We start from the raw sequence: 25780 nt of genomic DNA on the forward strand, positions 1-25780 counted from the left end.
CGGAATTGTGGTCATTTATGGAACAGTCGAAGTTGCGCAAAGTCGGTCTGGCAGTGGCGCTGACGCTGGTGGCCGGGCTGGTGTTCTACACGGTGCAGGCACCGGCCGAGGCGCCGCAGTACCTGACCGCCACGGTGGAACGCGGTGACATTGAAAACGCGGTGCTGGCCACCGGTCTGCTGGAGGGCATCCGCCAGGTGGACGTCGGCGCCCAGGTCTCGGGGCAACTGAAGTCGCTCAAGGTCAAGGTCGGCGACAAGGTGAAGAAGGGCCAGTGGCTGGCGGAGATCGATCCGCTGGTGCTGCAGAACACCCTGCGCCAGGCCCTCGTCGACGAAGAGAACCTGCAGGCCCAGCGCCGGGCGACCCAGGCCCAGCTCAAGCAGACCAAGGCGATCTACGAGCGCTACCGGGATCTGCAGGACGACGCGTCGATCTCGCGGCAGGACTTCGAGACCGCGCAGTCGAACTACGAAGTGCAGGCGGCCAACCTGCTGGCGCTGGAGGCGCAGATCAAGAGCGCGCACATCCAGATCGACACCGCCAAGGTCAACCTGGCCTACACCCGGATCGTCGCGCCCATCGACGGCGACGTGGTGGGCATCGTCACCCAGGAAGGCCAGACCGTGATCGCCAGCCAGTTGGCGCCGGTGCTGCTGAAACTGGCGGATCTGGACACCATGACGGTCAAGGCCCAGGTGTCGGAGGCCGACGTCATTCACATCGCGCCGGGGCAGGAGGTGTACTTCACCATCCTCGGCGAGGACAAGCGCTATTACGGCAAGCTGCGCGGCACCGAGCCTGCGCCGCAGAACTTCCTCGAAACCCCGCCGGCCGGCACGCCGAAGCAGAGCACGGCGGTGTTCTACAACGCCCTGTTCGACGTGCCCAACCCCGACCACCGCCTGCGCATCGCCATGACCGCCCAGGTACGGGTGGTGCTCGACACCGCCAAGTCGGTGCTGACCGTGCCGGTGGCGGCGCTGGGGCCGCGCAACGCCGACGGCAGCTTCCCGGTGCGGGTGCTGGACGCCAAGGGCCATGCCCAGGCGCGCAACGTGCAGACCGGCATCAACAACAACGTCAAGGTGCAGATCAACCAGGGCCTGACCGAAGGCGACCGGGTGGTGATCGGCGATCCGGTGACCCGCACGGCAGGGGCGTGAGCATGACCGAACCGTTGCTGCAACTGAGCGGCATCCGCCGCAGCTTCACCGCCGGCGACCGTGAGTTCCTGGCGCTGAACGACATCAGCCTGACCATCGAGGCCGGGGAAATGGTCGCGATCATCGGCGCCTCGGGCTCCGGCAAATCGACCCTGATGAACCTGCTCGGCTGCCTCGACTACGCCACCGCCGGCAGCTACAAGATCAACGGCCAGGAAACCCGCGACCTGGACAACCAGGCCCTGGCCGAACTGCGCCGCGACCATTTCGGCTTCATCTTCCAGCGCTACCACCTGCTGCCGCACCTGAGCGCGGTGCACAACGTCGAGATGCCGGCGATCTACGCCGGCACCCCGGAACCGCAACGCCACGCCCGGGCCAAGGAACTGCTGGCGCGGCTGGGGCTGGACGGCCATCTCACCCACCGGCCCAGCCAGCTCTCCGGCGGCCAGCAGCAGCGGGTGAGCATCGCCCGGGCGTTGATGAACGGCGGCGAAGTGATCCTCGCCGACGAACCCACCGGCGCCCTCGACACCGCCAGCGGCAAGGAAGTGATGCGCATCCTGCTTGAGCTGCACGCCGCCGGGCACACGGTGATCCTGGTGACCCACGACCCGAAGGTCGCGGCCAACGCCGAGCGGATCATCGAAGTCAGCGACGGCGAGATCCTCAGCGACCGGCGCAACGAACGTGCCCCCGATGCGCTGCCCAACGACACCGCCGCCGCGCCCAGGCCCAACGCCACAAGGCGCCTGGTGGCGAGCCTGGGGCTGTTCAAGGAAGCGTTCAACATGGCCTGGGTCGCGCTGGTCTCGCACCGCATGCGCACGTTGCTGACCATGCTCGGCATCGTCATCGGCATCACCTCGGTGGTGTCGATCTCGGCCATCGGCGAGGGCGCCAAGCGCTACGTGCTCAACGACATCCAGGCCATCGGCAGCAACACCATCGACATCTACCCCGGCGCCAGTTTCGGCGACAGCCGCTCAGGCGCCATCGAAACCCTGGTGCCCGCCGACGTGACCGCGCTGAACGGCTTGTACTACGTCGACAGCGCCACTCCGGTGGTGGGGCGCAACCAGTTGCTGCGCTACCGCAACATCGACGTCGATGCCCAAGTCAACGGCGTCAGCCACCAGTACTTCCAGGTGCGCGGGATCAAGATGGAGGCGGGCATCCCGTTCAGCGACAGCGATGCCCGGCGCCAGGCGCAGATGGTGGTGATCGACTACAACACCCGCCACCGGCTGTTCGGCGAAGGCGTCGATCCGCTGGGGCAGGTGATCCTGATCGGCAACCTGCCGTGCACGGTGATCGGCGTGGCGGCGGAGAACCGCAACCTGTTCGCCAGCAAGACCCTCAACGTGTGGGTGCCGTACGAAACCGCCGCCGGGCGCCTGCTGGGCCAGCGTTACCTGGACAGCATCAGCGTGCGCATCAAGGACGGCCAGCCGAGCAAAGTGGTGGAAGACAACGTCACCAAACTGATGCTGCAGCGCCACGGCACCAAGGACTTCTTCACCAACAACCTCGACAGCGTCATGCAGACCGTGGAGAAGACCAGCCGCTCGCTGGCCTTGCTGCTGTCGCTGATCGCGGTGATTTCCCTGGTGGTGGGCGGCATCGGCGTGATGAACATCATGCTGGTGTCGGTCACCGAGCGCACCCGCGAGATCGGCATCCGCATGGCCGTCGGCGCCCGGCAGTCGGACATCCGCCAGCAGTTTTTGGTGGAGGCGGTGATGGTCTGCCTGCTCGGCGGCGCCGTCGGCATCGCCTTGAGCTACGCCATCGGTCACCTGTTCTCGGTGTTCATCAAGGAATGGGAAATGGTGTTCTCGCCGCTGGCGGTGCTCACCGCCGTGGTGTGTTCGAGCCTGATCGGCATCGTTTTCGGCTTCGTCCCGGCGCGCAACGCGTCCAGGCTCGACCCGATCGAGGCGCTGGCCCGGGACTGAGCGGGCGCCCATGAAAAAACCGCCCTCCGTTGCCGGGGGGCGGTTGGGCGATGGTCAGCGATCCTTCCAGGCGATCCAGCCCTTGAAGGTGAACCCCGCGTAGAACAGCTCGGTGCCGTGAAAGCCGGCTTCCTTGAGCAGCGCTTCATCCGCTTCGGGCGACAGCACCGGCAGTTGCGCGGCAATGGCGCTGATCGCGCGTTCGGCGTCGGCCGCCGGCACGCCGGAGTCCACGGCGTAGGCGGCATAGCGCTTGAGCCAGCGGGCCTTGTCGGCCGGGGCTTGGGGGAAGCTGTGATGGGCGACGATCAGCGGCGCGCCGGGGGCCAGTCGCCGATGGATCTCGCGCAGGGTGCGCAAGCGTTCTTCGGCCGGGATGAAATGCAGGGTGAGCAGGCAGGTGGCGGCGTCGAACGGGCCGGGTGGAGCGCTGTCGATGTAGCCTTCGTGCAAAAGCGCCCGGTCGGCGAGCGGGCCCAGGGTGGCCTGCGCCAGTTTGAGCATCTCGGCGGACGGGTCGACGCCGACGAACCGCCACAGGGGCTGGCGGTCGGCGAACTTCTTCAGCTCAAGGCCACCGCCGGCGCCGAGCACCAGAACGTTTGCGGCACCGGGCAGGTGTTCAGCCAGCAGCAGCGTGGCCATGCGTTGCAGGGATTCGAAGCCGGGCACCAGGCGCACCGGTCCTTCGGCGTAACGGGCAACGGCTTCGGGGTCTGAAAACCACGTCATGACAGCTCCGGTCGACAGGGGAAACCCCTGACCCTACCGGGCTGCCGTGACGCTGGCAATCCTGCGTGTCACGCGGCGTCGGTGGCGCGCTCCTCCGGCGAGTACATCCAGCGCATCAGCGAGTGCCGGCCGCTGATGCCCAGCTTGATCGCGGCGCGCTTGAGGTAGCTCTCCACGGTGTTGACCTTCAGTTGCAGCTGCTCGGCCAGCTCCGGCGCCGTGCGCCCGGCGAGCAGGCCGACGCACACCTCCGTTTCGCGGTTGGACAGGCGCAGGCCCAGGAGCCGCACGCGGTCGTGGAAGCGTTGGCGCAGGGTGTCCAGGCCTTGCTGCACGATTTCAGGCGAAGGTTGCAGGTGTTCGGCGGGTGGCTGCAGGGCCGTGATGTGTTTCTCCACCATCGGCAGCAGCACCGGCGAGATGTCCTGCAACAGGCTGCGCTCCTGGGCGGAGAAGCGCTGCGACGGGCAGCGGTACACCGAGATCACGTAGCGGTAGCCGTCCTTGCGCCGGGTCAGGTGCAGCTGCGACGCGTCGGAGATGGTGGCCGGCCCGCATTCCGCCGCCCGGTCGGCCGGTGCGACCGTGCTCAGCTCGGAAAACACCGTCTCGGCCAGCAGGGCGGGGTTCTTCACCGCTTCCGGCTCGTTGCGGGCCGCCGAACGGCCCACCGGCTCCACGCGCATCTGCCGGATGTGCATGGCATCCACCGCCAGTTGCGTGCGGATCAGGTCATGCAGCATCCGCGGAAAGTGGCGGCTGCCGGTGCTGGCGATGACCTTGCCGATGTGGGGGAACAGATGTGAGTTCATATGGTTCATCCATGAGTGGCTATGGGGTACTCGTTTCCGACACACCGGATGCCAACTCCGTGGCCGGTGACTGCGCGTCGGAAATTGGATCCTATCCTAATACAACGATTCAGCGACGGTTTAATGAAGGGGCTATTAGCTAATAACCGCGCAAGGTTCGCCGGTCATTCGCGCACGGGGATGGACAGCGTCGCCCGCAGGCCGCGATCAGGCAGGTTGGCCAGTTCGATCCGCCCGCCCAGGCGGGTGGCGATGGCGTTGACGATGGTCAGGCCCAATCCGGCGCCCTGGGCGTTTCCGCGGCTGTAGAACCGTTCGAACAGGCGTTCGCGATCCGCCTCGTCGATCCCCGGCCCTTGATCCTCGACGCTCAGGTGACAGAAACCGTCGAACCGGGCCAGCCCCACGGTGATCACGCCGTTTTCCGGCGAGAAATTGGCCGCGTTGGTGATCAGGTTGCTCAGGGCGATATCGATGGCGGCCGCATCGGCCCGCACCCGGAACGGCCGGTCATCGGCGTCGAAGGCCAGTTCCAGGTGCTTGCTCAGCAGCCAGGGGGTGAGTTGCACCAGGGTGTTGCGCACGGTTTCGTTCAGGTCGATGCGCTGCAGGGCCGGTGCATTGGCCTTGGGGTCTAGGCGGGCCATGGTCAGCAACTGGTTGACCAGTCGGCTGGTGCGGTCGACGCCGGCGATCAGGAACGCCAGGGACTCGCGCCGCTCCTGTTCGGTGCCGGCCTCCAGCAGGTTTTGCGCGTGCACGCGCAACACTGCCAATGGCGTGCGCATCTCATGGGCGGCATCGGCGATGAACCGACGTTCGCGGCCCAGCACTTCCTGAAGCTGCGCGAGCATCCGGTTCAGGGCGGCCTGCATCGGTTCCAGCTCGCTGGGCAACGGCGTCAGCCGCAACGGTTCGAAGGAGCCGCTGTCGCGGGCGCGCAGGGTGGCGGCCATGTTCGCCAACGGCTTGAGGCCCCAACCGATGGCCAGCCAGATCATCGCGGCCAGGACCAGGCTGCCGATCACATTCGGCCACAGGGTGTGGCGGACGATGCGGTCGACCAGGTCGGCGCGCACGTCGCCGCGCTCGCCCACCCAGATGCGTAAACCGTTTTGCTGGTCTTCCAGGACGAAGGCCCTCCAGTGCTGCTCCTTCAGGTCTGCCACGTCGCTGAAGCCGGGAGCGCTCGGCGGCGCGGTGAACGACGGCGCGCTGGCGGTGTGCACCAGCACCTCGCCCTTGCTGTTCCACACCTGAAAGGCCAGCTTGCGTTCGTAAGGATGGCCGTCGCCCCGCGGTACCGCTTCCGCCAGCGCCGCGTTGAAGGCGCGGTAGAGGTCGGTCTGTTCGCGCTCCGCCAACGGCATGCGCATCACGCCTTGCAGCAGGCGGGCGTTCTGCGCCAGTTGCGCGTCGTAGATCTCGGCGATCTCGTGGTTGCTGTCGTGCAGGTTGAACACGCTGAGCACCGCCAGCCCGAAGAGCATCAGGCCGATGATGAGCGTCAGGGTGCGGCGCCGGATCGAGGTCAACGGCGCTCCTCCACCAGGTAGCCGACGCCGCGGATGGTGCGGATCAGGTCGGTGGAGAATTTTTTGCGCAGGTGGTGGATGTGCACTTCCAGGGTGTTGCTTTCGGCTTCCTCGCTCCAGCCGTAGAGCAACTGTGTGAGGTGATCGCGGGTCATCACCCGGCCCGGCGGCGACAGCAGTTCGTGCAGCAGTTGGTACTCCTTGGGCGTGAGCACCACCGGCTCGCCCTGGTAGGTGACTTGCTGGGTGCCGGGATTGAGACTGATGCCGGCATGTTCGATCAGCATCTGCGCCCGTCCGGCGCTGCGCCGAAGCAGGGCGCGCAGGCGAGCCTTGAGCTCGGCCAGGTCGAAGGGCTTGACCAGGTAGTCGTCGGCGCCGGCGTCCAGCCCGGCGATCCGGTCTTCGGTGGCGTCGCGGGCGGTGAGGATCAGCACCGGCAGCGTCGAGCCGCCGCCGCGCAGGCGGCGCAGCACCTCCAGACCGTCCATGCGCGGCAGGCCCAGGTCCAGCACCGCCAGGTCAAAGGTTTCGCTGAGCAAGGCGTGCAGGGCGCTGCTGCCGTCCTTGATCCAGTCGACCGTGTAGCCTTCGCGCCCCAGCGCCTGGTGGATGCCCTCGCCGAGGGCCGCGTCGTCTTCGATCAGCAGTAGGCGCACACCGGTTCCTCAGTCGAGTTTCTTGTTGATGTCCGCCAGCAGCGCGGCGATCTCTTTGCGGCGGCCGCTGTCCGCGCTCTCCCGGCCGGGGCGGGGCGCCGCCTGCTGGGCCTTGAGCAGTGCGGCCCTGGCTTCAGCGTAGCGTTTCTGACGGTAGAGGTGATCGCCCCAAAAGTACAGGCTGTCGATGCCGTCGGGGTTGAGCTGCAAGGCTTGCTTGAGCAGTTGTTCGGCCTTGTCACTGTCGCCGAAGCCGATCGGCCAGCCCGGCACCCGGTCGTACAGCGCGGCGAGGCTGGTGTAGGCCGAGCCTTGCAGTGCCTTGGGGTTCAGGGTCAGGGACTTCTCCAGGTCGGCCTTGGCGTCCTTGGCCTTGCCCAAGGCGCCGAGTCCACCCTGGGCGCCGGCCCAACTGCTGGTGACGATGCCTTTCCAGATCCAGGCCTCGGCGACGGTGGGGCGTTCGGCGGTGAAGGCCGTTGCCTGGGCGGCCAGTTGTTCGAACTCGGCGGCGCGCTGCTTCTCCGGTGTCTCGTATTGGATGTGCGCCCAGCCCTGCTGAATGGCGTTCAGGCGTTGCTGGTCGGCGGCGTCCAGTGCCCAGGCGCTTTGGCCGAGCGTGCCCAGCAACAGACAGGCGATGAGTCTTTTCATGGTTTTGGCGCCTCGTTCCGGTTCTTGTCGCTCAGATGTCGGATCAACGGCAAGTGCTTGCGCAGGCCGCGGTCCACCAGATTGGGCAGCAGGCTGTTCAGGCGCACGAAAAAGCGCTCGGGCCACCCCAGGTAGAGGTCGCGGCGGTCGCCGGCGATGGCGTGGATCACGGCTGACGCGACGGCTTGCGGTGCATCGACGTTGGCCTTGAGCGCATTGTTCAAGGCTTGCGCGGCGGCGCTGTTCATCGACGTGCGGGTGGCGCGCGGTGCGACATAGAGGACGTTGACCCGGGTGTCCGCCAGCTCGCGGCGTAACGCTTCGGAGAAGCCGCGCAAGGCGAACTTGGTGGCGCAGTAGCTGGCGTAGCCGGGATAGCCGATCGAGCCGTAGGTCGAACCGACGTTGACCACCATGGCGCTCTCGGCCTGCTTGAGCAGCGGCACCAAGAGTTTGGTCAGGCAGATCGGCGCCGTGACGTTCACCGCCATCATCGCGTTGATCTCGCTGTCATCGAGCTGCTCCAGCATGGCGAAGTGATTGACCCCGGCGGCGTTGATCAGCAGGTTGACGCCGCCGATGGCTTCGGCGGCGACCAGCACCTTGCGGCGGTCGCCCAGGAACGTCAGGTCGGCGGCAACCCAGGACAGCGTATCGGGGTAGCGCTGGAGCAATGGTGCCAGGGCCTCGTGGTGGCGGGCGACGGCCAGCACCCGGGCACCGGCCCGGCACAGGGCGTCGGCGATGGCCAGGCCGATGCCGCCGCTGGCGCCGGTCAGCACCACGCGGGCTTCACGCAGTTGCATGATCGGCCTCCTCACCGCGGGGCAAGCCGCGGAACATGTCGGCGTAGAGCCGGTAGACGACAGTCGAGGCGTGGATCACCGCTGCCTGGTCGGCCGGATCGTCCAGCCGGTTCATCAGCCGGCGGTAGGTCTGCATGTGCTCGACGTCGAGCGAGCCGTGGGAACTGAGGTAGCTGAACGCCGTCTCCGGCAGCGCCAGGCGTTCGCGGATGCTGCCCGCCGCATGGGTCGCCAGGGCGATGCTGGTGCCTTCCAGCACGTTGACCATGCCGAACAGGCCCACCGGGTTGCCCCGGGCGATCAGGTCGTAGAGGAAGCTGACCATCAGCTCGATGGGCAGCGACGGCTGCCCGTCGCGCACCGCATCGCGGTCGCCGCCGCACGCGGCGATGTCATCGAGCACCCATTGCTCGTGGCCGTACTCGTCTTCGATGTATTCGCACACCGCCTTGCGCAGCCATTCCAGGCGTGCCGGCAGGCGCGCGCCGCACGCCATCATCAGCGGCACGGTGTGGCGGACGTGGTAATAGGCCTGGGCGAGGAACGCCCGATAGCTCTCCAGGGTGACCTGGCCTTGCAGCGCGTCGACGATGACCGGCAGGTTGAACAGCGCGTGGCGTTCCTGCTGCGTGGCTTCTTGCAGGGTGTCGAAAAAACTCATGATGCGGAGTCCTCGGAAAGGGCAGGTTCGGTGAGCAGGCCGCGGTACTGCGCGACGATCGCGTCGCGGCGCGGGCGGCCGTTGGCGGTGAGCAGGCCGTTGGCCGGTGTGAAGGGTTGTGTCAGGCGCGTCCAGCGGTGCACCTGGGCGTAGTCGGGCAACGCCTCGTTGGCGGCGGCGACGGCGGCCGCCAACTGCGCATCCGTGCAATCCGGGCGGTGCGGCCAGAGCAGGGCATGGTTGTGCGCCAAGGCCTCGCCGTACACGAAGGCCTGGGCGATGTGCTGGCGCTGGGTCAGCTCAGACTCGACCCACTCCGGATTGACGTTGCGGCCGAAACTGGTGATGAACTGATGCTTCTTGCGGCCCTTGAGGTAGAGAAAACCTTCGGGGTCGAACTCGCCGAGGTCGCCGCTGGGCCACCACTCGCCGCTGTGCGGCGGTTCGCCCAGGTAGCCGAGCAGGGTCGAGCCCTTGATCAGCACCTCGCCGTCCTCGGCCAGCCGCACCTCGACGTGGGGCAGGGGCTGGCCGACGCTGCCCGGCCGCCGTGCGCCGGGCCGGTTGAGGCAAACCACCGAAGCGCACTCGGACAGGCCGTAGCCTTCGTAGACCGGCAGGCCGACCCGTTGCGCCCGGTGCAGCAGGTCCTGGGAGACCCGCGCGCCGCCGACCGCGGCAAAGCGCAGCGATTGCGGATTGAAGGCTTTCTGTTCGGCGGCGCCGACCAGCAGCAACAGCAACTGCGGCACCAGGATCAGGCTCTCGGGCGCCCGGCCGGCCAGGCAGCCGAGCAACGCCGACAGGTCGACGCCGCTGGCGCCGCGGATGCCCAGGGTCTGCTGGCTCGGCAGGCTCAGCGTCGCCCCGGCGTACAGTGCGGCGTAGCTGCCCAGGTTCTCCAGCAGGATCGCCAGCGGCAGTAACGTCAGGTGATGGCGCGGTAGCGTGAGGGCGCTGGCTTGTTCCAGCTCCCGCGCCACCCGCAGCAGGCTGTCGGCGCTCAGGCACACGCCTTTGGGGGTGCCGGACGTGCCGGACGTGAATGTGAGCTTGGCGGTGCGGGCGGGCAGGCGGCCGGGGCCTTCGAACGAGCGGCGCCAGAACTCGCCGTTCTTCGTGTAACCGGCGGCGGTCAGCTCAGCGGCCAGTTCCGGCTCGGCGATCACCCGTTCGGCCTGGCTTTGCGCCAGGCAATGGGCCCTTTGCGTCGGGCTGAAAAACGGCGGCAGGGTCACGCAGGCCAGGCCTTCGAACAGGACCGCCAAGTCCCAGAGCATCGCCTCGACCCCGTTGTCCAGCGCCAGGGCGACGACCTTCACCTGTTCGTCGCGCAGGCGCTGCTGGCGGTACAGCACTTCGGCGTACAGCGTCGTGTAGTTGATTTTCTGGGTGTCGCCCCACAGCGCCAGGCTGTTGTCGTTGCGCCCGGCGTGGGCGCGCAGGGTTTCCTGGAATCGTTGCCGTTCAAGCGACATGGCAGGCTCCTTCGACAGAGGTCGGCAATCCCAGCCGGCTGAACAGTCCGATGTTGCGCAAATGGATGAAGCCGGCGCGGATGTTGCCGACGTGCACCCAGGGCTTGCTTTCGTAGTAGCTGCCCCACTGGTGGCGATCGTCGCCCAGGCGCTGCGGGTCGGCGGCGCACAGCGTCACCGGTTTGAGCCCGAGGCGGTGGAAGCTGTTGACCAGGCCCACGTTGCCGGTGAAGGTCACCCATTCCAGGCCGCCCATGGCCAACAGGTACGTGATGGCGATGATGCTCATGCGGGCGCTGCCGGTGTCGCTGGCGGCGAGGTTGCCGACTTCGACGATGGCGGTGCGCTCCACCGCCCGGTCGGCCGCCGCGCTGATCAATGGCTCGATCGGTTCGTCCAGGTAACGTTCAAGGAACAGCGGCTCAAGGTTCGCACGGCGCACGCCGGCGACGGCGCACAGGTCGCCGGCGCCGTCATGCATGCCGAACAGCTGCGGCATGAAGTGACGGATGTCGGCGCCGTGGACCTTGCGGAATCGATGTTGGATGAACGTTTCGAATATGGCCCGCTCAGGGTCGCCGGGCAGGGCGCCCGACAGGCGCATCTGCGCTGTCGCGTCCTGGCCGAAGTGCAGTGGCAAGGGGATGTTCCAGTCGGAGCCGGGCATGGGGCAGGCGCCTCCCTCAATGGGTTCGGGGGAAGTATCCGAACCATTTCTTAACGAAGTCTGAAGGTGAAAAGACCGGGAGGAGGACGGGCATCTTCAGGTTGGCTTAAGACTTCGCGGGCAGGGTGTCGCCGTCGGTTCGCCGGCAATCGGATCGAGTCGCTCACACAATCAGGAGGTCCCTCATGGCCCGCGACACCGGCGTCAACCGTTACGGAAAACTGTCGATCACCTTGCACTGGCTCATGCTGGCGCTGTTCGTCGGGGTATACGCTTGCATCGAACTCAAAGGCTTCATGCCCCGCGGCAGTGCAGCGCGGGGGGGGCTGATGGGGCTGCATGGCGCATTCGGCGCCAGCATCTTCGTCTTGGTGTGGTTGCGCCTGTTCGGACGCCTGACCCCGCGTCCGCCGATCACCCCGGCGCCGCCGGCCTGGCAGACCGGCGTGTCGCACCTCATGCACCTGGCGCTGTACGTGCTGATGATCGCCACCCCGGTGTTGGCGTGGCTGATGCTCGCCGCCGGCGACAAGCCTTTTCCCTATTTCGGTTTTCACCTTCCGGCGCCCGTGGCCGTCGACCCGGACCTGGCCAAGCAGCTAAAGCATTGGCATGAGCTGCTGGGCAGCGCCGGCTACTGGCTGATCGGTCTGCATGCGGCGGCCGGCCTGTTCCACCACTATTGGGTGGGCGACGACACCCTCGACCGCATGCTCGGCGGGCGTGACCGCACCTGATTTGCCGGGACCTCGGGCTCAGGCGGTCTGCGGAGCGATCACCTGATCTGGCTCAGCGTCGGCGTCGGTGGATCCCGAATGGCGTCCGATTGACGCAAGTCAAGCAAGGGCAGGGGAGGTGGGGCAATCTGAAGGCCTTCGGTTGTCTTGCGGGTATCACCCATCTGAAGGGAGATTGGTATGAGTCAGTATCAAAGGTTGCTATTGATCACTAATCCGCTCCTGCGCCAGTCGTCGGGGCTGAACCATGCTGCAGCACTGGCCAAGGCCAGTGGCGCCGGCCTCCACATCCTGGCGCTGATGCCGTCGCTCAAGGGCCTGTCTGTGCTCGAAGAGGGCAACCGCGCGCAAGCGCGTGAGCGTTTCCTTCAGGAGCACCGGCAGATGTTCGACGCGCAGGTGGACAACCTGCGCAGTCGCCAGATCGAGGTGACGTCGCAGGTGGTCTGGGCGCAGGACCTGGAGCGCGACATTCTCCAGCACGTCGCCGAGTACCGGCCCGACCTGCTGATCAAGGAAATCGAACAGGTATCGCCCTTCAAGCGAGCGTTTTTCACGCCGTTGGACTGGCACCTGCTGCGCCACTGCCCCGTGCCGGTCTACCTGGTGGGCGGCAACGGCTACGTGCTGCCGCGCAAAGTGGTCGCGGCGGTCGAGGTCACGGACAGCGAGTCCGCCGACAGCGATCTGAACGAGCGGATCATCCGTCAGGCCAACGCCCTGGCCATCCAGTGCGACGCCGAGCTGCACCTGGTGAGCGCCTGCGACCTGTCGGCGGCCTACCTGGCGGACATGGGCGGCTTGCCCCTGGCCCATCTCACCCGAGCCATGCGCGATGACATGCAAAAGGCATTTCTGCATCTGGCCGGGCGATTCGGCGTGCCGTCCGAGTACCGTCACTTCATCGACGGGCACCCGGTCAACGTGCTGAGCGGATTCGCCGAAGAACGGCATGCCGATGTCATCGTGATGGGCAGGGTGCAGCCCAGCGGCCTGAGCAAACTGCTGGGCAGCACCACCGAGCACATTCTCTACCAGGTGCCTTGCTGCGTCCTGGCGGTGTGACTGCGCAGCGCCAGCCACGGGCCTCTCATCGGCCTGTAGGCTGGCTTCAACGGCCACTGCATGTCGGTGCGCGCCGTTTCGGCGTGGCCGACAGGATGGGGCGGGGCGCTGGCCGCTGCGAGGGTGTTTAAGCCGTCTTGTTTAAAGACACCCACGGTTACTTCCCCAAGGCTACGACGCCTTGCGCCGTTGCCTACGCCTGCGTCAGAATCCGCCGGCTTGTGCGTCTGGGGGGCGGGTCTTATCGTTTTCGGGTCACTGAAGAGCAGTGATCGGGTTTGGTAGCCCGGCTTACCTGTCGCATCGCAAAAGCCGTATGCAGGGACTTTTCGTCCTCTGTTTTATGGTGGCCATGCGTAGGGCGTTTTCGGACGCGCCGGGTATCCAGGTGACCGGTCTACCAACCTGCGTATGGCCACCACCCTTCGTTTGGTAGCGAAGCTGATGGCTCCATTTTTCACTCTGGAGATTCATCTATGTTCAAGCCAACACCGAATCCACCCGTCACCGATCCGGCATCCCCCTACGAATCCATCGATTCGCGAAAACTCAACGAAGCCGCCGAACGCGCCCTCGACCACTACCTCAACCCTCCGTCCCCCCTGTTGGGCCACCGTCAGGCGCCCGAGCCGATGTACCTGGCCAACCCGGTCTACGACACCGAATCCCTGTTGGCCAACGCCAGCGAATCCCTCGGCTCGGCCGGCGCCATGCTCAACAACTTCGCCGCCGTGCTGGAGCCCATCCACCGCAAGACCGCCGTCGGCATCGCGCAACTGGTGATGCTGGGGGAGGTGGCGGTGAATCAGGCGTTGGATAACGTCGAGCCCAAGACGTAAGGGCCAAACCTCTGCGGCGGGCCGATGAGGGCTGGCCGCTGAGCGGACGACTCGCCGAGGGCGCGCGTCCTCCCTTCGCGGGAGTGGGGCTGCGCCCCGGTTGCTTTCGGCGGCCAGATCAGGATAACTGTGGCGCTGAACTGCCTTGAGGGGGATACGCGATGTTCGATCCGGCATCTATCGTGACGTACGTGGCCGTGGTGATCGGCCTGTTCTTGATTCCCGGCCCCGCCGTGCTGTTGGTCATCACGCGCACCCTCCAGGGCGGACGCAAAGTGGGGATCGCCACCGGGCTGGGCGTCGCCTCCGGCGACCTGGTTCATACGCTGAGCGCGGCACTGGGGCTGTCGGCCATTCTCATGACGTCGGCGCTGGCCTTCAACGTGGTGAAGATCGTCGGCGCCTGCTACCTGATCTACCTGGGCGTGTGCGCCTTTCTGGCCAAGCCGGGCGCTGCCGCACAGGCAAAACTTCCCGCCGTGACCCCGGGGCAGGCCTATTTCCAGGCCGTCGGCGCCGAAGTGCTGAACCCGAAAACCGCGATTTTCTTCCTCGCGTTCCTGCCGCAGTTCATTCACCCGGAATCGGGTTCGTCGTTGAGCCAGTTCGCCGTGTTGGGCCTGATCTTTTCAGGGCTCAGCGCGATCTACACCAGCCTGATTTCCGTCAGCATCCGCCCGTTGGGCCGGTGCATCAAAGGCCTTTCGAAGTTGCGGCGCTGGGAAGGGAAAATCATCGGGACGCTGTTTGTCGGGCTGGGGGTCAAGATCGCCTTGCAGCAACGCTAGCGCAGCGAACCGCCCCAAACGGTCAAACTGGCGCGGCGCCGTCCTGCGCAGCATCGGCCGCTGCCGGACTGGCCTCGGCCGCCATCTTCAACCGGTCCGCCTTGCAGATGTACTTGGGCTTGCTCTTGGGCGCCAGTTTGGCGCTGGCCTTTTTCGCGTGGGCCTTGAGCAGTTGATTGATCTTTTTGCGACGGTTCATTTTTCCACTCTCTTCAGACGACGGCTGCTTCGCACAACCGCGCGGCCATTTCATCAAATCGCCCGGCAACCTTCAAATGCGATTGCGTCCGGTCGCCGCAAAGGCTTGTCGTTGACGGGCCGGTTTTGTCGGGTGCAGCCCCAAAAGATCTTGCTCTATACAGATTGCGACATCGCCGGTAGCGATGCATCGATCACCATCTGTTCGAACTGACGGGTCAGCTTCTGAAACCTCGGAGCATCGCAGGCCGAGCAAAGGAAAGGCATTCTCCGCCCCGTGAACATGGCCGTCGGGCCATTGCACGTCGCGCAACCGATATGTGTTGTGACGTAGGCCTTCAGAGGTTCGAGTAGTTGCCCGTTCAGCCGGCTGGCGAGAAAGGCGACCTGAGTGCGATCAAACTGATTGGTCAAGCTCAAATGGCGAAGGTGGGTGCAGCGGGCAAGGCCAGTGATATCGTCGTCGCAAAGCTTCAGGTTCGCCAGCGACAGCTTGGTGAGTTTGGGAAGGCGTAACAGCGGTTCGAGGGTGTCTAGGTGCAGCGGTGTCGATCCGCCCCACAAGGTGCCGGTCAGGCGCAGTTCAGTCAGTTCGCTCAAGGCTTCGATCCCGTCGAGCCGATGCAGTCCCACGCACTCTTCGACGGTGAGGTGCGTCAGGCCTTTCATTTGGAAGACAGGCTCCAGCGATTCAATTTTCTTCGCCCGTTCCAACTTCAATCGGCGCGTGTTTTTTAACCCGGCGATTCCCTCAAGTGATGTCAGCTTCAGGAGGTGGAGTTGAAGTTCGACGGCGTTGCAATGGGACAGCACGATGGGCCATGTTTTGTCTGAAACGTTGTAAAGCTTCAGCTCATCGGCTTGCGCAAGCTCTTGTTCGGAGAACGGCTGATCCAGTCTCAACATCATGTTTTACGTTCTCCGCAGTCGGTCCGTGAGGCGAGGTATCAGGCGGGGAGGCTATCGGCCGCAAGCGCACCTGTCCAGCGAGCGCACAGGGTCGGTTGCTGGCACGGGCGCGGCGGGTGATGTTTGCGCCTTGTCGTTGTTCGGAGTCACCGTTAACCTGCGCGCTTTTTCACTCAGGGAACGAACAGATGCGAGAGCGCAAGGCAGCCCGGTTATTGGTCATCAATCCTGCTCTGGAGGTTCTGCTGTTCAAGTTCTGCCACCATGACGATGCCTTGGCCGGCACCAGCCACTGGGCAACGCCGGGCGGCGGCCTGGAGGAGGGCGAGACGTTTCACGCCGCGGCCATCCGTGAGCTGCGCGAGGAAACAGGCATTCACGTCAACGAAGTGGCCGGCCCCGTGGCGGAGCGCAGGGTGTCGCTGCTGTTGCCGAGCGGGGAGCCTGTGTTGGCGGTGGAGCAATACTTTGTCGTGCATGTTCCGGACAACGGCCTCTGCCGTTCGGAATGGACCGAGCATGAGAAGAAGGTCATGGCTGAGCCTCGTTGGTGGTCGGCCCGGGAACTGAGAAACACGCAGGAAACGGTCTGGCCGGAGAATCTGGTGCAGATGTTGGCGGAAGCGAGTTCAGGCTTCGAAAACCGATCCGTTACCTCCATTTGATCGCAGCTTTGCGGCGCTCGCTGCCAGTCGTGATGGGCTGGCCTCGGTCAGACGCGTTCCAGGATGAATCGCTGCGTTCGCATCGCTTGGCCATCAACGGCTCCTGCCGTTGATGGCTGCGATTGACCCGTTTCAAAAGTGTTTTGTGCAGAACCTAAAACTTATGGGGCGATGGGGTCGACAGTGATTTTGAACTGATTAACACATGCCAGGTTATCCGAGAAGAAAGTCACCTCCGTCGTTCCACCTCCGACAACATCACATTTCTGGATATTGACCGTAGATAGGTCAGGCCCGCCCATCCACCAGTTATTGCTGCTGCTTTTATGCCCTTGAGCAATTAACACATTCTTGCAAATCACTGTCTTGCTATTGGCGCCAATAGTGAAATCCCCTTTTACTGCAAAATTCAGTTTGTCGGGATATGTACTGGTGCTTAGGCAAGCGAGCGTTCCTCCGCCCCCTACTTGCTGCCTGAACCAATCGGCTACTTCGGTCGAACCGCTCCGGCCAGCCTTGACGACTACCTTGCCCTCGTTGGGCCTGGAAATACTTGATGTAACGCCACTATAGGGCTGTCCGTTCGTGATTTTATAAGCGGTTGCGCGAAACTCGAAGCTTGTCAGGCCGGGGATTGAGAACAACACCTCATTATCATGCTCTGTTGCTGCATAGGCTGCTGATCCAGACAAAAGCAGGGCAATCAACGTGGTCTTAACAAAAGCTGACTTGATCATTTAGTTTTCTCCATGTGCAAGACAGTAGAACCACTCGTTGATGTTTCTATCGTCATTGCCAATGGAGCAGAATTGCCATGCAAATGTGTTTCATACGGCCCTGATGGCGCGGGAACGTATTGGTTGTTGCGCAGTAGAGGTAAGTTTTGGATTGCTTGATGCATCATGATTCTGTCCTTGAAGTTCATGCGTTATTGATCCGTACCGCTCGTTGACGATAGACGCGGACTGTTGGCGTTGCAAAAAATATCCATGGCGATGTCATTTTTTTACAAAGCGCCAATTGTTAGTTTGAGAAGAAATAAGCAAGCCAAGAAGGATTTGCGGTATCCCTTACTCGTCGCAGGAACCCAACGGCTCAACAATTACATGAGTTGTTTCAGCCACTAGGGTCTGTGTGAAAAGTCTTGAGACGAAGGTCAGGCAAGGCGAAAACAGCCGAGGAAGCGGAGTTTACGGGTTGTAAATGAGCATTCCGAGGCTGTTTTCAACGCAGCATCACCGAGTATCAAGGCTTTTCACACTGGGCCTAGACCGGTGCGGGCGCTGTGACGCCACCCATTAGAGGAATGGGCAAGCAAAACTGACCGTTTCCCCGCATCCGGATGCAGTGGATCGACAGGGTTCCACGCTACCTGGCTTTTGAAATGACGCCAGTCATGTACTCATGCAAATCGCGAAAGTCATTCACGCTCCAGGCATGGGGCGCAATCTTTACGCCGTTCTCCCGCAGGGTCTTTGGGATCAAGTCTCCGTTGGGGCGAAGAATGACCGATGACACGATCACGCCCGGATACTCGTTGAGCCGTTTCTTGAAGGCAGGAGTCGTCAGGTCCGGTGTCGGAGGATTGCTTCGCTTGGCCAACGGCCCGGTGCCTTTGATGTCCGGTCCATGGCACACGGCGCATCGCTGGGCATAGAGGTTCTTGCCGTTGAGGGTGTCGGCGAGGGAAGGGGTGGTTTGGAAGAGTGTTGAACTTGCCAGCAGCGCGATGAGCGTTCTTTTCATTTTCATCTATCGAGAGTGATGGGGATGCGTTGGCGCAGTCGCTGTCACGTTTACTGGCGGATCATTGAGATCGCAATCCGTTGCATGAGGACGTCCTGTCGCACAGAGCCTGGGGATTGTGCAGGGTCTTGAAGTGGAGTTGAAGACCGTGAACGCGCAATGGCTATAACCGCCGGCTCGCTCATGTTGACTCGGTCTAAAAAGTCCAAAAGCCGCCAAGTACGCTTGCACTAGAGTGTTTGGGACGCTGGGCATCGTTGTGCGTTTTTCAGGGAGTTGAGGCGGGATCCGCCGGCATTTTCAGGGAGAGATTCGAGTCATGCCATTCGTTATGACCGACCCGATCGACCAAGGCAACGGCCCGTTTTGCGGGGCAGCCTGTGCCGTGTATGTGCTGCACTGGCTGAGGGATTTGGGTTTGACCGAAGGCGTGGCGGACGGGGTCAGCGCCGATGTGGACGCGGAAGTCACGCACGCAATGACCTATACCCGTACGGTCGATTGCACTAACTTCCTGGGCAGCACCCCCGCCAACATCGCCACCTACCTGAAAACGCATGAGCCCACCGTCAGCATTTATGCACCGACGGAGATCATCACCAATTGGTCCGTGCGCCCCTGGTACGCCGGGCTGCGCATGGGGCTGCAGACGTGCAGCAGCGTCAACTGGTCGTGCGGCTGCACCTGCGCGATGCCGGGCGGCGTGCTGGGTGATGACTATCTGATCATCAGCCTGATCAGCAAATCGTGGACGGTGCCTTTCTTCAGCTTCGATTTCTACAACGGCCACTTCGTCGTGCGCATCAGCGATACCCAGTTGATGGATCCCAATGGCTATATCCGGGACACTGCCACGTATCTGTCGGGCGGGTATCTGAGCCGTGGGTGGGCATCCGTGGGGCTTGATCTGCATATCTATAAAAATCGGGTGACGGCAACCACACCGCTCCTTGTTTGACCTTGCTCTCAGGCCCCATTACGTGTCCGGGGCTAAGCGACCGACCGCGCGCGCCGCGTCAAAACGGCCAAGGCCACCGCCACGATGAAGAGCGCCGGCACGTCACCCGCCAGGTGCCCCATTTGCTCAGGCTGGGTGACTGCCTGAACGGTCATGATGCCTGCGTGCACGGCGCTGGACCACACGGTGAACCCGATCAGGCTCAGGTGGGCCAACGGATCACGCGCGGCCAGGATCAAGAACACGCCGAGCGTGGCGTAGAGGCCGACGATCATCAGCGGGTAGTCCGAGTGACCGGTGTGCCAGGCCCAGCCGGACGGCCAGAACACCATGAGCGGGTAGAGGGCGAGGCAGGCGAGGCCAGCCAGAACCAACACGATGCGTAAGTACCTGAGGCAATCGACTGCGGTCATGGCGGGCTCCTCTTTGGGCCTGACGCTCAATTGACTCCAAGCATAGTCCACCTCACCTTCGCGAAAACCGCTCCATCAACCCCGGATAATCCCCCACCTCCGGAAACCCCTCAAAGCTGACAGACGCCCCCGTGCCCGTCCACGGCAACTTCTCCGACACCCACGTCTCCATGAACGGCGCATAGTCCTGCGGCTTGTCCAGCAGGCTGCTGCGCACACCGACAAACGCTTCGTTCTGCGCAGGACGGGTGAACAGCCAGGTCAGGCAGTGCGGACAGAAGTAATGGCGGGTCGGGCCGTGGAGGCCGCCGATGACCGGGGTGCCTTGGGTGACGGCAAAGCGTTCGGCGGGGAACAGGGCGGTCAGGGAGAACGCGCTGGCGGACATTTTCTGGCAGCCGGTGCAATGGCAGGCGCTGGTCATGACCGGTCGGCCTGATGCCTGGAACGTCACTTGCCCGCACCGGCAACTGCCGGTGGCGCAGGGGGTCGGGTCGGTCATGGGCATGTCTCCTTTTTTCAGGGGTTGGAGGCCGGTTGGCCGGCAGTGCTCAACGCGGCGGCGAACGCTTCGGGTGTCGGGCTTTCGGGCCAGGCAGGGATCCCGGCGGGCAGGTTCAGCCATGGCTGTTTGTGCTGGATCCAGATGTGCGCCACCGGGCTCAGGGCGGCGCGTTCATGGAGCGTGCCGGCACGCAGCACCCACAGGCCCGGCGCGGCTGAGGTGGTGTTGTAGATCCGCGTGTGGCAGGTCGCGCACAGGTGATGGCGTGAGCGCACGCCTTGGTCTTCGTAGGCGTATTCGGTGAGGGGGCCTTCGAGGGTGAAGGCGTCGGCGGGCAGCAAGGCGTGCAGCGCAAAGCTGCTGCCGCTCCAGGCCTGGCAGTGTTGGCAGTGGCAGGCGTAGACCGCGAGTGGCAGGTCGGTTGTGGAGCGGTAAGTGACGGCGCCGCAGCGGCATCCACCGGCAAGTGTCATGGATCAGGTCTCGTGTCAGTGCGATTTGAGGGGTCGGGTACAGCATGCGCGAGTTTAGGATTGATTAGAATTGATCAAACTTGCCCAGCCGCTCATAGGAAATGTATGAACGCCCCTCAGCTCCAATGGGAAACCCAGCGCGTCTTCCTGGCCGTCCTGCGCACCGGCAGCCTGTCCGCCGCCGCCCGTGCGCTGGGCATCGCCCAGGCCACCGCGCGGCGGCGCATCGATGCGCTGGAACAGAGCGTGGGGATGAGCCTGTTCGTCCGTTCGCCGGCGGGGCTGATGCCCACCGACACCGCCCGCGAACTGATCGGCCATGCCGAATCCATGGCGATGGCGGCCGAGGCCTTTACCCGCGCCGCGTCCGCGCAGGCCAGCGTGCCGGGCGGCACGGTGCGGGTCACCAGCAGCCAGTTGCTCGGCGTGGAAGTGCTGCCGCCCATGCTGCGCGAGATCCGCACGGCCCAGCCGCAATTGACGGTTGAACTCAGCGTGTCGAACCGCCTGGAAGACCTGGCCCTGCAGGAGGCCGATGTGGCGGTGCGCATCCGGCGCCCGACGGAGGCGGCCGTCGTCGCCCGCCATGTGGGGGACTTGCGCATCGGTCTGTACGCCACGGCGGAGCTGCTCGGGCAAAAGGGCGCGCCCCGCAGCGCGGACGCGTTGAGCGAATACCCGTTGATCGGCCCCGACCGCAACCTGACGGAAGCGGCGTTTCTGCAGCAGCAGGGCTTTCTCTGCGCCCCGGCGCACACGGTGTTGCGCACGGACAATCACCTGGCCCAGTTTGCGGCGCTCAGGGCCGGGCTGGGCATCGGCGTCTGTTCCAGCCAGTTGGCGCGACGGCACGGGCTGGTGCGGGTGTTGCCGCAGTCGGTGGATTTTCGGGTGGACATCTGGATGGCCATGCACCACGACCTGCGGCGGGTTCGCCGCATCGCGCTGGTGTTCGATGCGTTGGCGCAGTCGATGTCACGTTTTCTGGCGGATCACTGACCGGCGGCCTGCCTGGTGTTCTGCACCGGCAGTTGCGGTTTTGTTTCGGCACTGGTCATGTCGACGATTTTTACCGTGTAGACCTCGGTCAGGAAAAAGTAAAAAAACACGATGGAGATGATAAGAACCGCCAGTCCGACGACCGAAGACGTGACCTTGATCTTGCTGGCCTCGATTTCAATCGTGGACTCGCCCCCCAGGTCCTTGATGCTGGACGCGCGCCACAGTTGCACGCCCGAAAAGATGATGCCTGAGATGACAACCGTGACCACCAGCCAAAGCAGTCGCTCAGACGCTGAACGTTGCCACCTGAACTGATCGATGTAGATGTCCGTCTTGTCCGACAGGTAGCTGTAGTACTTCTTTGTGTATTCGACCTGTGCCTTGTTGGCTTCCGTGTCGCGAATGGCCAGTTCTTTACGCAGATCGATGATTTCGTCCCTCATTTTCTTGATGATGGTTTGCTCGGTCGTCGGCGCTGTCGCCGGTACTGCGACGGGGTCCTCCGCGCTCACGGCGCCGCTCGGCAGAACAATGGCCAAGGTAAGCAACAAGAACGTCAGGGCCTTGTTCCGCATGCTGCTCTCCTTGCTCAGTTGCAGTCGCTTTGGTCGGTGCCGATCGGGCAGTTGCCGCTGTTCATGGGCGAATAGGATTGGTCGTCACAGACGCCATTGTGCGCTTGGGCGCAAGTATTCCCTACCTGGACGGGGGCTAGTTCATCAGGCGGGGTGGGGGCGGGTGCCTGCGATGAACATTCCGTGGTGCAGCCATTGGCGTCGCATACCTGTGTGCAGTCCTCTGCCAGCGCCAGGTCGCCAAGAAACATACTGACACTGCCCGAAAGTATTAATGCGTAAATACTCGTTTTCATCGGCATGTACTCATTGGAAGTTGTGCCTTGAGCAAGCGCGTGAATATTGTCTGTGAACGTCAGCGAGGGGGGGCGGTTGACGTGAGTCTAGTGGAACTTCAACAAATTTCTGGGGCGTGGCAAAAAAGGCGTTTAATCGTTATGCCCCCAACGTTCGGAGCCGACGCAGGTCTCTATGCGCACCTGCGTCGGGTTATGGCAACGGACGCGGTCGCTCCTATCGCAATGGCACATAAACATCCGTCTGCCACTGCGCCTGCGGCACGTCCGTCCCCACGCTCAAATACTCGAAATACAACGGCGCATCACGCAGTTCCTCACCGCTGCCCGGCAGCCAGTCGCGGTAGACCGGGTAGATGGTTTCGCCCACGTGATCGGTGGCGCCCACGTGCCGCACCACCGCGCAGCGGCCGGCGGGGATGACGAGTTCGCGCACGCCGATGTCGTTCGGCGCCACGGCTTCGTGGATTTCGCCGCAGATGTCGAAGCGGAAATCTTCCGGCGCAATGGTGTCGGGGTTGCCGTAGGGGATGCCGAAGGTGCGGCTCGACGCCACCGGCGACTGGCCGCTCTGCTGGCGCCACTGGATGAAGCGCTGCACGCTTGCGTTGAGCTGGCTTGGCGCGCCGCGGTGTTCGAGGGCGGCGACGCGGATCCGGGGGCATTCGACGATGTTGACTTGCATGGCGATGTTCCTTGAAAAGTGAGGGATGGCGAAGACCGCGTGCCAGTGCTTCCAGTCCGGCGCCTTGGCGAAGGCGGCGGGCGAGTTGCCGAACGCCCGCCGGAACGCCCTGGAAAACGCTTCGGGGCTTTCGAACCCGGCGTCGAACGCGGCCTCCAGCACCGTGTGGCCGGGACGGGCGGTCAGGTTGTGCGCGGCCCGGCGCAGGCGCATCAGTTGCACATAGCGCGAGACAGGCACACCGGTGAACGCCGAGAACTGCCGGTGGAAGTGGAACTCGGAGAAGTTCGCCACCCGGCTCAGCGCCTTCACCGACAAGTCGCCTTCGAGGTTGGCGTCGATGTAGGCGAGCACGGCGTTGAAGCGTTTCGTGTAGGCGGTCAGGGTCGGCGTGTCTGCCACGGGCAAGGCTCCTGGGTTGCGGTCGGCCCTAGCATCGGCGAGGGCGGGGCTCGTGCGCCTAGCCGCGTTTGCTCAACGCGGGGTTCCGTCCGGCGACCGAATGACATTCGCACAAGACTTCCGGCGCAAAAGCCGGATAATGGCGGCCAATTCGTACAGCCCGCTATTCTGGTAACCCCGCATGGAAATCAAGGTCAACTTTCTCGACAACCTTCGGCTTGAAGCCAAGTTCGACGACTTCACGGTGATCGCCGATCAGCCCATCCGCTACAAGGGCGACGGTTCGGCCCCGGGGCCGTTCGACTACTTCCTGGCGTCGTCGGCGTTGTGCGCGGCCTACTTCGTGAAGCTGTATTGCGAGACCCGCAATATTCCCACCGAAAACATCCGCCTGTCGCAGAACAACATCGTTGACCCGGAGAACCGCTACAACCAGATCTTCAAGATCCAGGTCGAGCTGCCGGCGGACATCAGCGCCAAGGACCGTCAGGGCATCCTGCGCTCCATCGACCGCTGCACCGTGAAGAAGGTGGTGCAGACCGGCCCCGAATTCGTGATCGAGGAAGTGGAAAACCTCGACGCCGACGCCCAGGCGCTGCTGATGCCGAGTGCGGGCTCGGGCGAGGGCACGTACATCATGGGCAAGGACCTGCCGCTGGAGCAGACCATCGCCAACATGTCGGGCATTCTGGCCGACCTCGGCATGAAGATCGAGATCGCCTCGTGGCGCAACATCGTGCCCAACGTGTGGTCGCTGCACATCCGCGACGCGCAGTCGCCGATGTGCTTCACCAACGGCAAGGGCGCGACCAAGGAAGGCGCGCTGGCCTCGGCGCTGGGCGAGTTCATCGAGCGGCTCAACTGCAACTTCTTCTACAACGACCAGTTCTGGGGCGAAGAGATCGCCAATGCGCCGTTCGTGCATTACCCGGACGAGCGCTGGTTCAAGCCGGGTCCGAAAGACGAGCTGCCGAGCGAGATCCTCGACGATTATTGCCTGGAGTTCTACAACCCGGATGGCGAGCTGCGCGGCTCGCACCTGTACGACACCAACTCCGGCAACACCCAGCGCGGCATCTGCTCGCTGCCGTTCGTGCGCCAGTCCGACGGCGAAACGGTGTACTTCCCGTCCAACCTGATCGAAAACCTGTACCTGAGCAACGGCATGAGCGCCGGCAACACCCTGGTGGAGGCGCAGGTGCAGTGTCTGTCGGAGATCTTCGAACGGGCGGTGAAACGCGAAATCCTGGAGAACGAACTGGCGCTGCCGGACGTGCCGCAAGAGGTGCTGGCCAAGTACCCCGGCATCGTCGCGGGCATCGAAGGGCTTGAGGCCCAGGGCTTCCCGGTGCTGGTGAAGGATGCGTCGCTGGGCGGCGAGTTCCCGGTGATGTGCGTCACCCTGATGAACCCGCGCACCGGCGGCGTGTTCGCCTCGTTCGGCGCCCACCCGAGCTTCGAGGTGGCGCTGGAGCGCAGCTTGACCGAACTGCTGCAGGGCCGCAGCTTCGAAGGCCTGAACGACCTGCCGGCGCCGACCTTCGAAAGCCATGCGCTGACCGAGCCGAACAACTTCGTCGAGCACTTCATCGACTCCAGCGGCGTGGTGTCGTGGCGCTTCTTCAGCGCCAGGGCCGATCACGAATTCGTCGAGTGGGACTTCTCCGGCCACGGCGAAGACTCCAACGCCCAGGAAGCCGCGACGTTGTTCGGCATCCTCGAAGACCTGGGCAAAGAGGTGTACATGGCGGTGTACGACCACCTCGGCGCACAAGCCTGCCGGATCCTGGTGCCGGACTACTCGGAGATCTACCCGGTGGAGGACCTGATCTGGGACAACACCAACAAGGCCCTGCTGTTCCGCGAAGACATCCTCAACCTGCACAGCCTCGACAACCGCAGCCTGCGGGTGCTGGGCAAGCGTCTGGACAACAGCGAGCTGGACGACTACACCGACATCACCACCCTGATCGGCATCGAGTTCGACGACAACACGGTGTGGGGCCAGTTGACGATCCTGGAGCTCAAGCTGCTGATCCACCTGGCCTTGCAGCGTTTCGAGCAGGCCAAGGAACTGGTGGAAGCCTTCCTGCAGTACAACGACAACACCGTCGAGCGCGGGCTGTTCTACCAGGCGCTGAACGCGGTGCTGGAAGTGCATCTGGACGACGAGCTGGAACTGGCCGACTACGAGACCAACCTGCGCCGGATGTTCGGCAACGAGCGGATGGACGCGGTGATCGGCTCGGTGGACGGCAGCGTGCGTTTCTATGGCTTGACGCCGACGAGCATGAAGCTCGAAGGGCTCGACCGCCACCTGCGGCTGATCGACAGCTACAAGAAGCTGCACGCGGCCCGGGCGGCGGTGGCGGGCGTGTCTCGCTGACCGCGGCCAC

The 25780-nt window shown here is 63.9% G+C and carries 28 protein-coding genes; 10 read left to right on the forward strand and 18 right to left on the reverse strand.

Going from position 1 to position 25780, the window contains the following annotated elements:
- Positions 1-17 precede the first annotated feature (17 nt).
- Both macA and KVG96_RS08595 read left to right on the forward strand, forming a co-directional pair.
- Positions 18-1166 carry a macrolide transporter subunit MacA gene (gene macA / locus KVG96_RS08590; RefSeq protein ID WP_217891617.1) on the forward strand — a complete coding sequence of 383 codons (1149 nt, stop codon included), beginning with the start codon at positions 18-20 and terminating at the stop codon, positions 1164-1166.
- Positions 1167-1168: 2 nt separating this feature from the next.
- On the forward strand, positions 1169-3124 hold the full coding sequence (locus KVG96_RS08595; RefSeq protein WP_217891618.1) for a MacB family efflux pump subunit: 1956 nt from the start codon (positions 1169-1171) through the stop codon (positions 3122-3124).
- A 54-nt stretch (positions 3125-3178) separates the two neighbouring features.
- Here KVG96_RS08595 and KVG96_RS08600 read toward each other — a convergent pair whose 3' ends face one another.
- From KVG96_RS08600 to KVG96_RS08640, 9 genes are all read right to left on the reverse strand, one after another.
- Positions 3179-3856: a class I SAM-dependent methyltransferase gene (locus tag KVG96_RS08600; RefSeq protein WP_217891619.1), complete on the reverse strand. Its 678-nt coding sequence runs from the start codon at positions 3854-3856 to the stop codon at positions 3179-3181.
- Between the two features lie 68 nt (positions 3857-3924).
- Positions 3925-4668 carry a helix-turn-helix transcriptional regulator gene (locus KVG96_RS08605; RefSeq protein ID WP_217891620.1) on the reverse strand — a complete coding sequence of 248 codons (744 nt, stop codon included), beginning with the start codon at positions 4666-4668 and terminating at the stop codon, positions 3925-3927.
- Positions 4669-4832: 164 nt separating this feature from the next.
- A complete protein-coding gene (locus tag KVG96_RS08610; protein ID WP_217891621.1) occupies positions 4833-6203 on the reverse strand; it encodes an ATP-binding protein in 1371 nt (456 codons plus the stop codon).
- Entirely contained in the window at positions 6200-6862 is a 663-nt protein-coding gene (locus KVG96_RS08615; protein ID WP_217891622.1) for a response regulator, read from the reverse strand. Before KVG96_RS08615 ends, KVG96_RS08610 begins: the two co-directional genes overlap by 4 nt.
- Before the next feature lie 9 nt (positions 6863-6871).
- On the reverse strand, positions 6872-7516 hold the full coding sequence (locus KVG96_RS08620) for a tetratricopeptide repeat protein (RefSeq protein WP_217891623.1): 645 nt from the start codon (positions 7514-7516) through the stop codon (positions 6872-6874).
- On the reverse strand, positions 7513-8322 hold the full coding sequence (locus tag KVG96_RS08625) for an SDR family oxidoreductase (protein WP_217891624.1): 810 nt from the start codon (positions 8320-8322) through the stop codon (positions 7513-7515). The genes KVG96_RS08620 and KVG96_RS08625 overlap by 4 nt, the downstream gene beginning before the upstream one ends.
- Complete coding sequence (locus KVG96_RS08630; RefSeq protein WP_217891625.1) at positions 8309-8983, reverse strand: iron-containing redox enzyme family protein; 675 nt, start codon at positions 8981-8983, stop codon at positions 8309-8311. Before KVG96_RS08630 ends, KVG96_RS08625 begins: the two co-directional genes overlap by 14 nt.
- Positions 8980-10461, reverse strand: coding sequence for an AMP-binding protein (locus KVG96_RS08635; RefSeq protein WP_217891626.1), 1482 nt, complete (start codon positions 10459-10461; stop codon positions 8980-8982). Before KVG96_RS08635 ends, KVG96_RS08630 begins: the two co-directional genes overlap by 4 nt.
- Positions 10451-11128 carry a thermostable hemolysin gene (locus KVG96_RS08640; RefSeq protein WP_217891627.1) on the reverse strand — a complete coding sequence of 226 codons (678 nt, stop codon included), beginning with the start codon at positions 11126-11128 and terminating at the stop codon, positions 10451-10453. Before KVG96_RS08640 ends, KVG96_RS08635 begins: the two co-directional genes overlap by 11 nt.
- Before the next feature lie 185 nt (positions 11129-11313).
- On the opposite strand from KVG96_RS08640, the gene KVG96_RS08645 reads away from it, so the two are divergent.
- The 4 genes from KVG96_RS08645 (at position 11314) to KVG96_RS08660 (ending at position 14557) form a co-directional block, all read left to right on the forward strand.
- Positions 11314-11865: a cytochrome b gene (locus KVG96_RS08645; RefSeq protein ID WP_217891628.1), complete on the forward strand. Its 552-nt coding sequence runs from the start codon at positions 11314-11316 to the stop codon at positions 11863-11865.
- 180 nt (positions 11866-12045) lie between these two features.
- Entirely contained in the window at positions 12046-12930 is an 885-nt protein-coding gene (locus tag KVG96_RS08650; protein WP_217891629.1) for a universal stress protein, read from the forward strand.
- A gap of 476 nt (positions 12931-13406) precedes the next feature.
- A complete protein-coding gene (locus tag KVG96_RS08655; RefSeq protein ID WP_217891630.1) occupies positions 13407-13769 on the forward strand; it encodes a DUF6124 family protein in 363 nt (120 codons plus the stop codon).
- A 161-nt stretch (positions 13770-13930) separates the two neighbouring features.
- Positions 13931-14557, forward strand: coding sequence for a LysE family translocator (locus KVG96_RS08660; protein ID WP_217891631.1), 627 nt, complete (start codon positions 13931-13933; stop codon positions 14555-14557).
- A 22-nt stretch (positions 14558-14579) separates the two neighbouring features.
- Here KVG96_RS08660 and KVG96_RS08665 read toward each other — a convergent pair whose 3' ends face one another.
- Positions 14580-14756 (reverse strand): DUF2986 domain-containing protein, encoded by a 177-nt coding sequence (locus tag KVG96_RS08665; protein ID WP_217891632.1) that lies wholly within the window; start codon positions 14754-14756, stop codon positions 14580-14582.
- A gap of 155 nt (positions 14757-14911) precedes the next feature.
- Entirely contained in the window at positions 14912-15664 is a 753-nt protein-coding gene (locus KVG96_RS08670) for a leucine-rich repeat domain-containing protein (protein WP_217891633.1), read from the reverse strand.
- A 188-nt stretch (positions 15665-15852) separates the two neighbouring features.
- Here KVG96_RS08670 and KVG96_RS08675 point away from each other — a divergent pair, with 188 nt between their 5' ends.
- Positions 15853-16329 (forward strand): NUDIX hydrolase, encoded by a 477-nt coding sequence (locus KVG96_RS08675; RefSeq protein WP_217891634.1) that lies wholly within the window; start codon positions 15853-15855, stop codon positions 16327-16329.
- Between the two features lie 161 nt (positions 16330-16490).
- Here the strand turns inward: KVG96_RS08675 and KVG96_RS08680 are convergent, their stop codons facing one another.
- Both KVG96_RS08680 and KVG96_RS08685 read right to left on the reverse strand, forming a co-directional pair.
- Positions 16491-17066, reverse strand: coding sequence for a hypothetical protein (locus KVG96_RS08680; protein WP_217891635.1), 576 nt, complete (start codon positions 17064-17066; stop codon positions 16491-16493).
- A gap of 631 nt (positions 17067-17697) precedes the next feature.
- Positions 17698-18075 (reverse strand): c-type cytochrome, encoded by a 378-nt coding sequence (locus KVG96_RS08685; RefSeq protein ID WP_217891636.1) that lies wholly within the window; start codon positions 18073-18075, stop codon positions 17698-17700.
- Between the two features lie 319 nt (positions 18076-18394).
- On the opposite strand from KVG96_RS08685, the gene KVG96_RS08690 reads away from it, so the two are divergent.
- Positions 18395-19033, forward strand: coding sequence for a hypothetical protein (locus tag KVG96_RS08690; RefSeq protein WP_217891637.1), 639 nt, complete (start codon positions 18395-18397; stop codon positions 19031-19033).
- Positions 19034-19065: 32 nt separating this feature from the next.
- On the opposite strand, the gene KVG96_RS08695 is transcribed toward KVG96_RS08690, so the two are convergent.
- From KVG96_RS08695 to KVG96_RS08705, 3 genes are read right to left on the reverse strand one after another with little or no spacing between them, the layout of a single operon-like run.
- Positions 19066-19446: a DUF6632 domain-containing protein gene (locus KVG96_RS08695; protein WP_217891638.1), complete on the reverse strand. Its 381-nt coding sequence runs from the start codon at positions 19444-19446 to the stop codon at positions 19066-19068.
- A 52-nt stretch (positions 19447-19498) separates the two neighbouring features.
- The gene (locus KVG96_RS08700) at positions 19499-19948 is read right to left on the reverse strand and encodes a GFA family protein (RefSeq protein WP_217891639.1); all 450 of its coding nucleotides are present in this window, start codon (positions 19946-19948) and stop codon (positions 19499-19501) included.
- Between the two features lie 17 nt (positions 19949-19965).
- Positions 19966-20424, reverse strand: coding sequence for a GFA family protein (locus KVG96_RS08705; protein WP_217891640.1), 459 nt, complete (start codon positions 20422-20424; stop codon positions 19966-19968).
- Between the two features lie 105 nt (positions 20425-20529).
- Here KVG96_RS08705 and KVG96_RS08710 point away from each other — a divergent pair, with 105 nt between their 5' ends.
- Entirely contained in the window at positions 20530-21423 is an 894-nt protein-coding gene (locus tag KVG96_RS08710) for a LysR family transcriptional regulator (protein ID WP_217891641.1), read from the forward strand.
- Here KVG96_RS08710 and KVG96_RS08715 read toward each other — a convergent pair.
- Together KVG96_RS08715 and KVG96_RS08720 are read right to left on the reverse strand one after the other, a co-directional pair.
- Entirely contained in the window at positions 21417-22001 is a 585-nt protein-coding gene (locus KVG96_RS08715) for a hypothetical protein (RefSeq protein ID WP_217891642.1), read from the reverse strand. The genes KVG96_RS08710 and KVG96_RS08715 overlap by 7 nt on opposite strands.
- 513 nt (positions 22002-22514) lie before the next feature.
- A complete protein-coding gene (locus KVG96_RS08720; RefSeq protein WP_217891643.1) occupies positions 22515-23384 on the reverse strand; it encodes an AraC family transcriptional regulator in 870 nt (289 codons plus the stop codon).
- A 181-nt stretch (positions 23385-23565) separates the two neighbouring features.
- On the opposite strand from KVG96_RS08720, the gene KVG96_RS08725 reads away from it, so the two are divergent.
- Complete coding sequence (locus KVG96_RS08725) at positions 23566-25770, forward strand: OsmC domain/YcaO domain-containing protein (RefSeq protein WP_217891644.1); 2205 nt, start codon at positions 23566-23568, stop codon at positions 25768-25770.
- The last annotated feature ends 10 nt before the right edge of the window (positions 25771-25780 follow it).

The organism is Pseudomonas ekonensis (assembly GCF_019145435.1).
In the GTDB taxonomy this organism is placed as follows: Bacteria; Pseudomonadota; Gammaproteobacteria; order Pseudomonadales; family Pseudomonadaceae; genus Aquipseudomonas; species Aquipseudomonas ekonensis.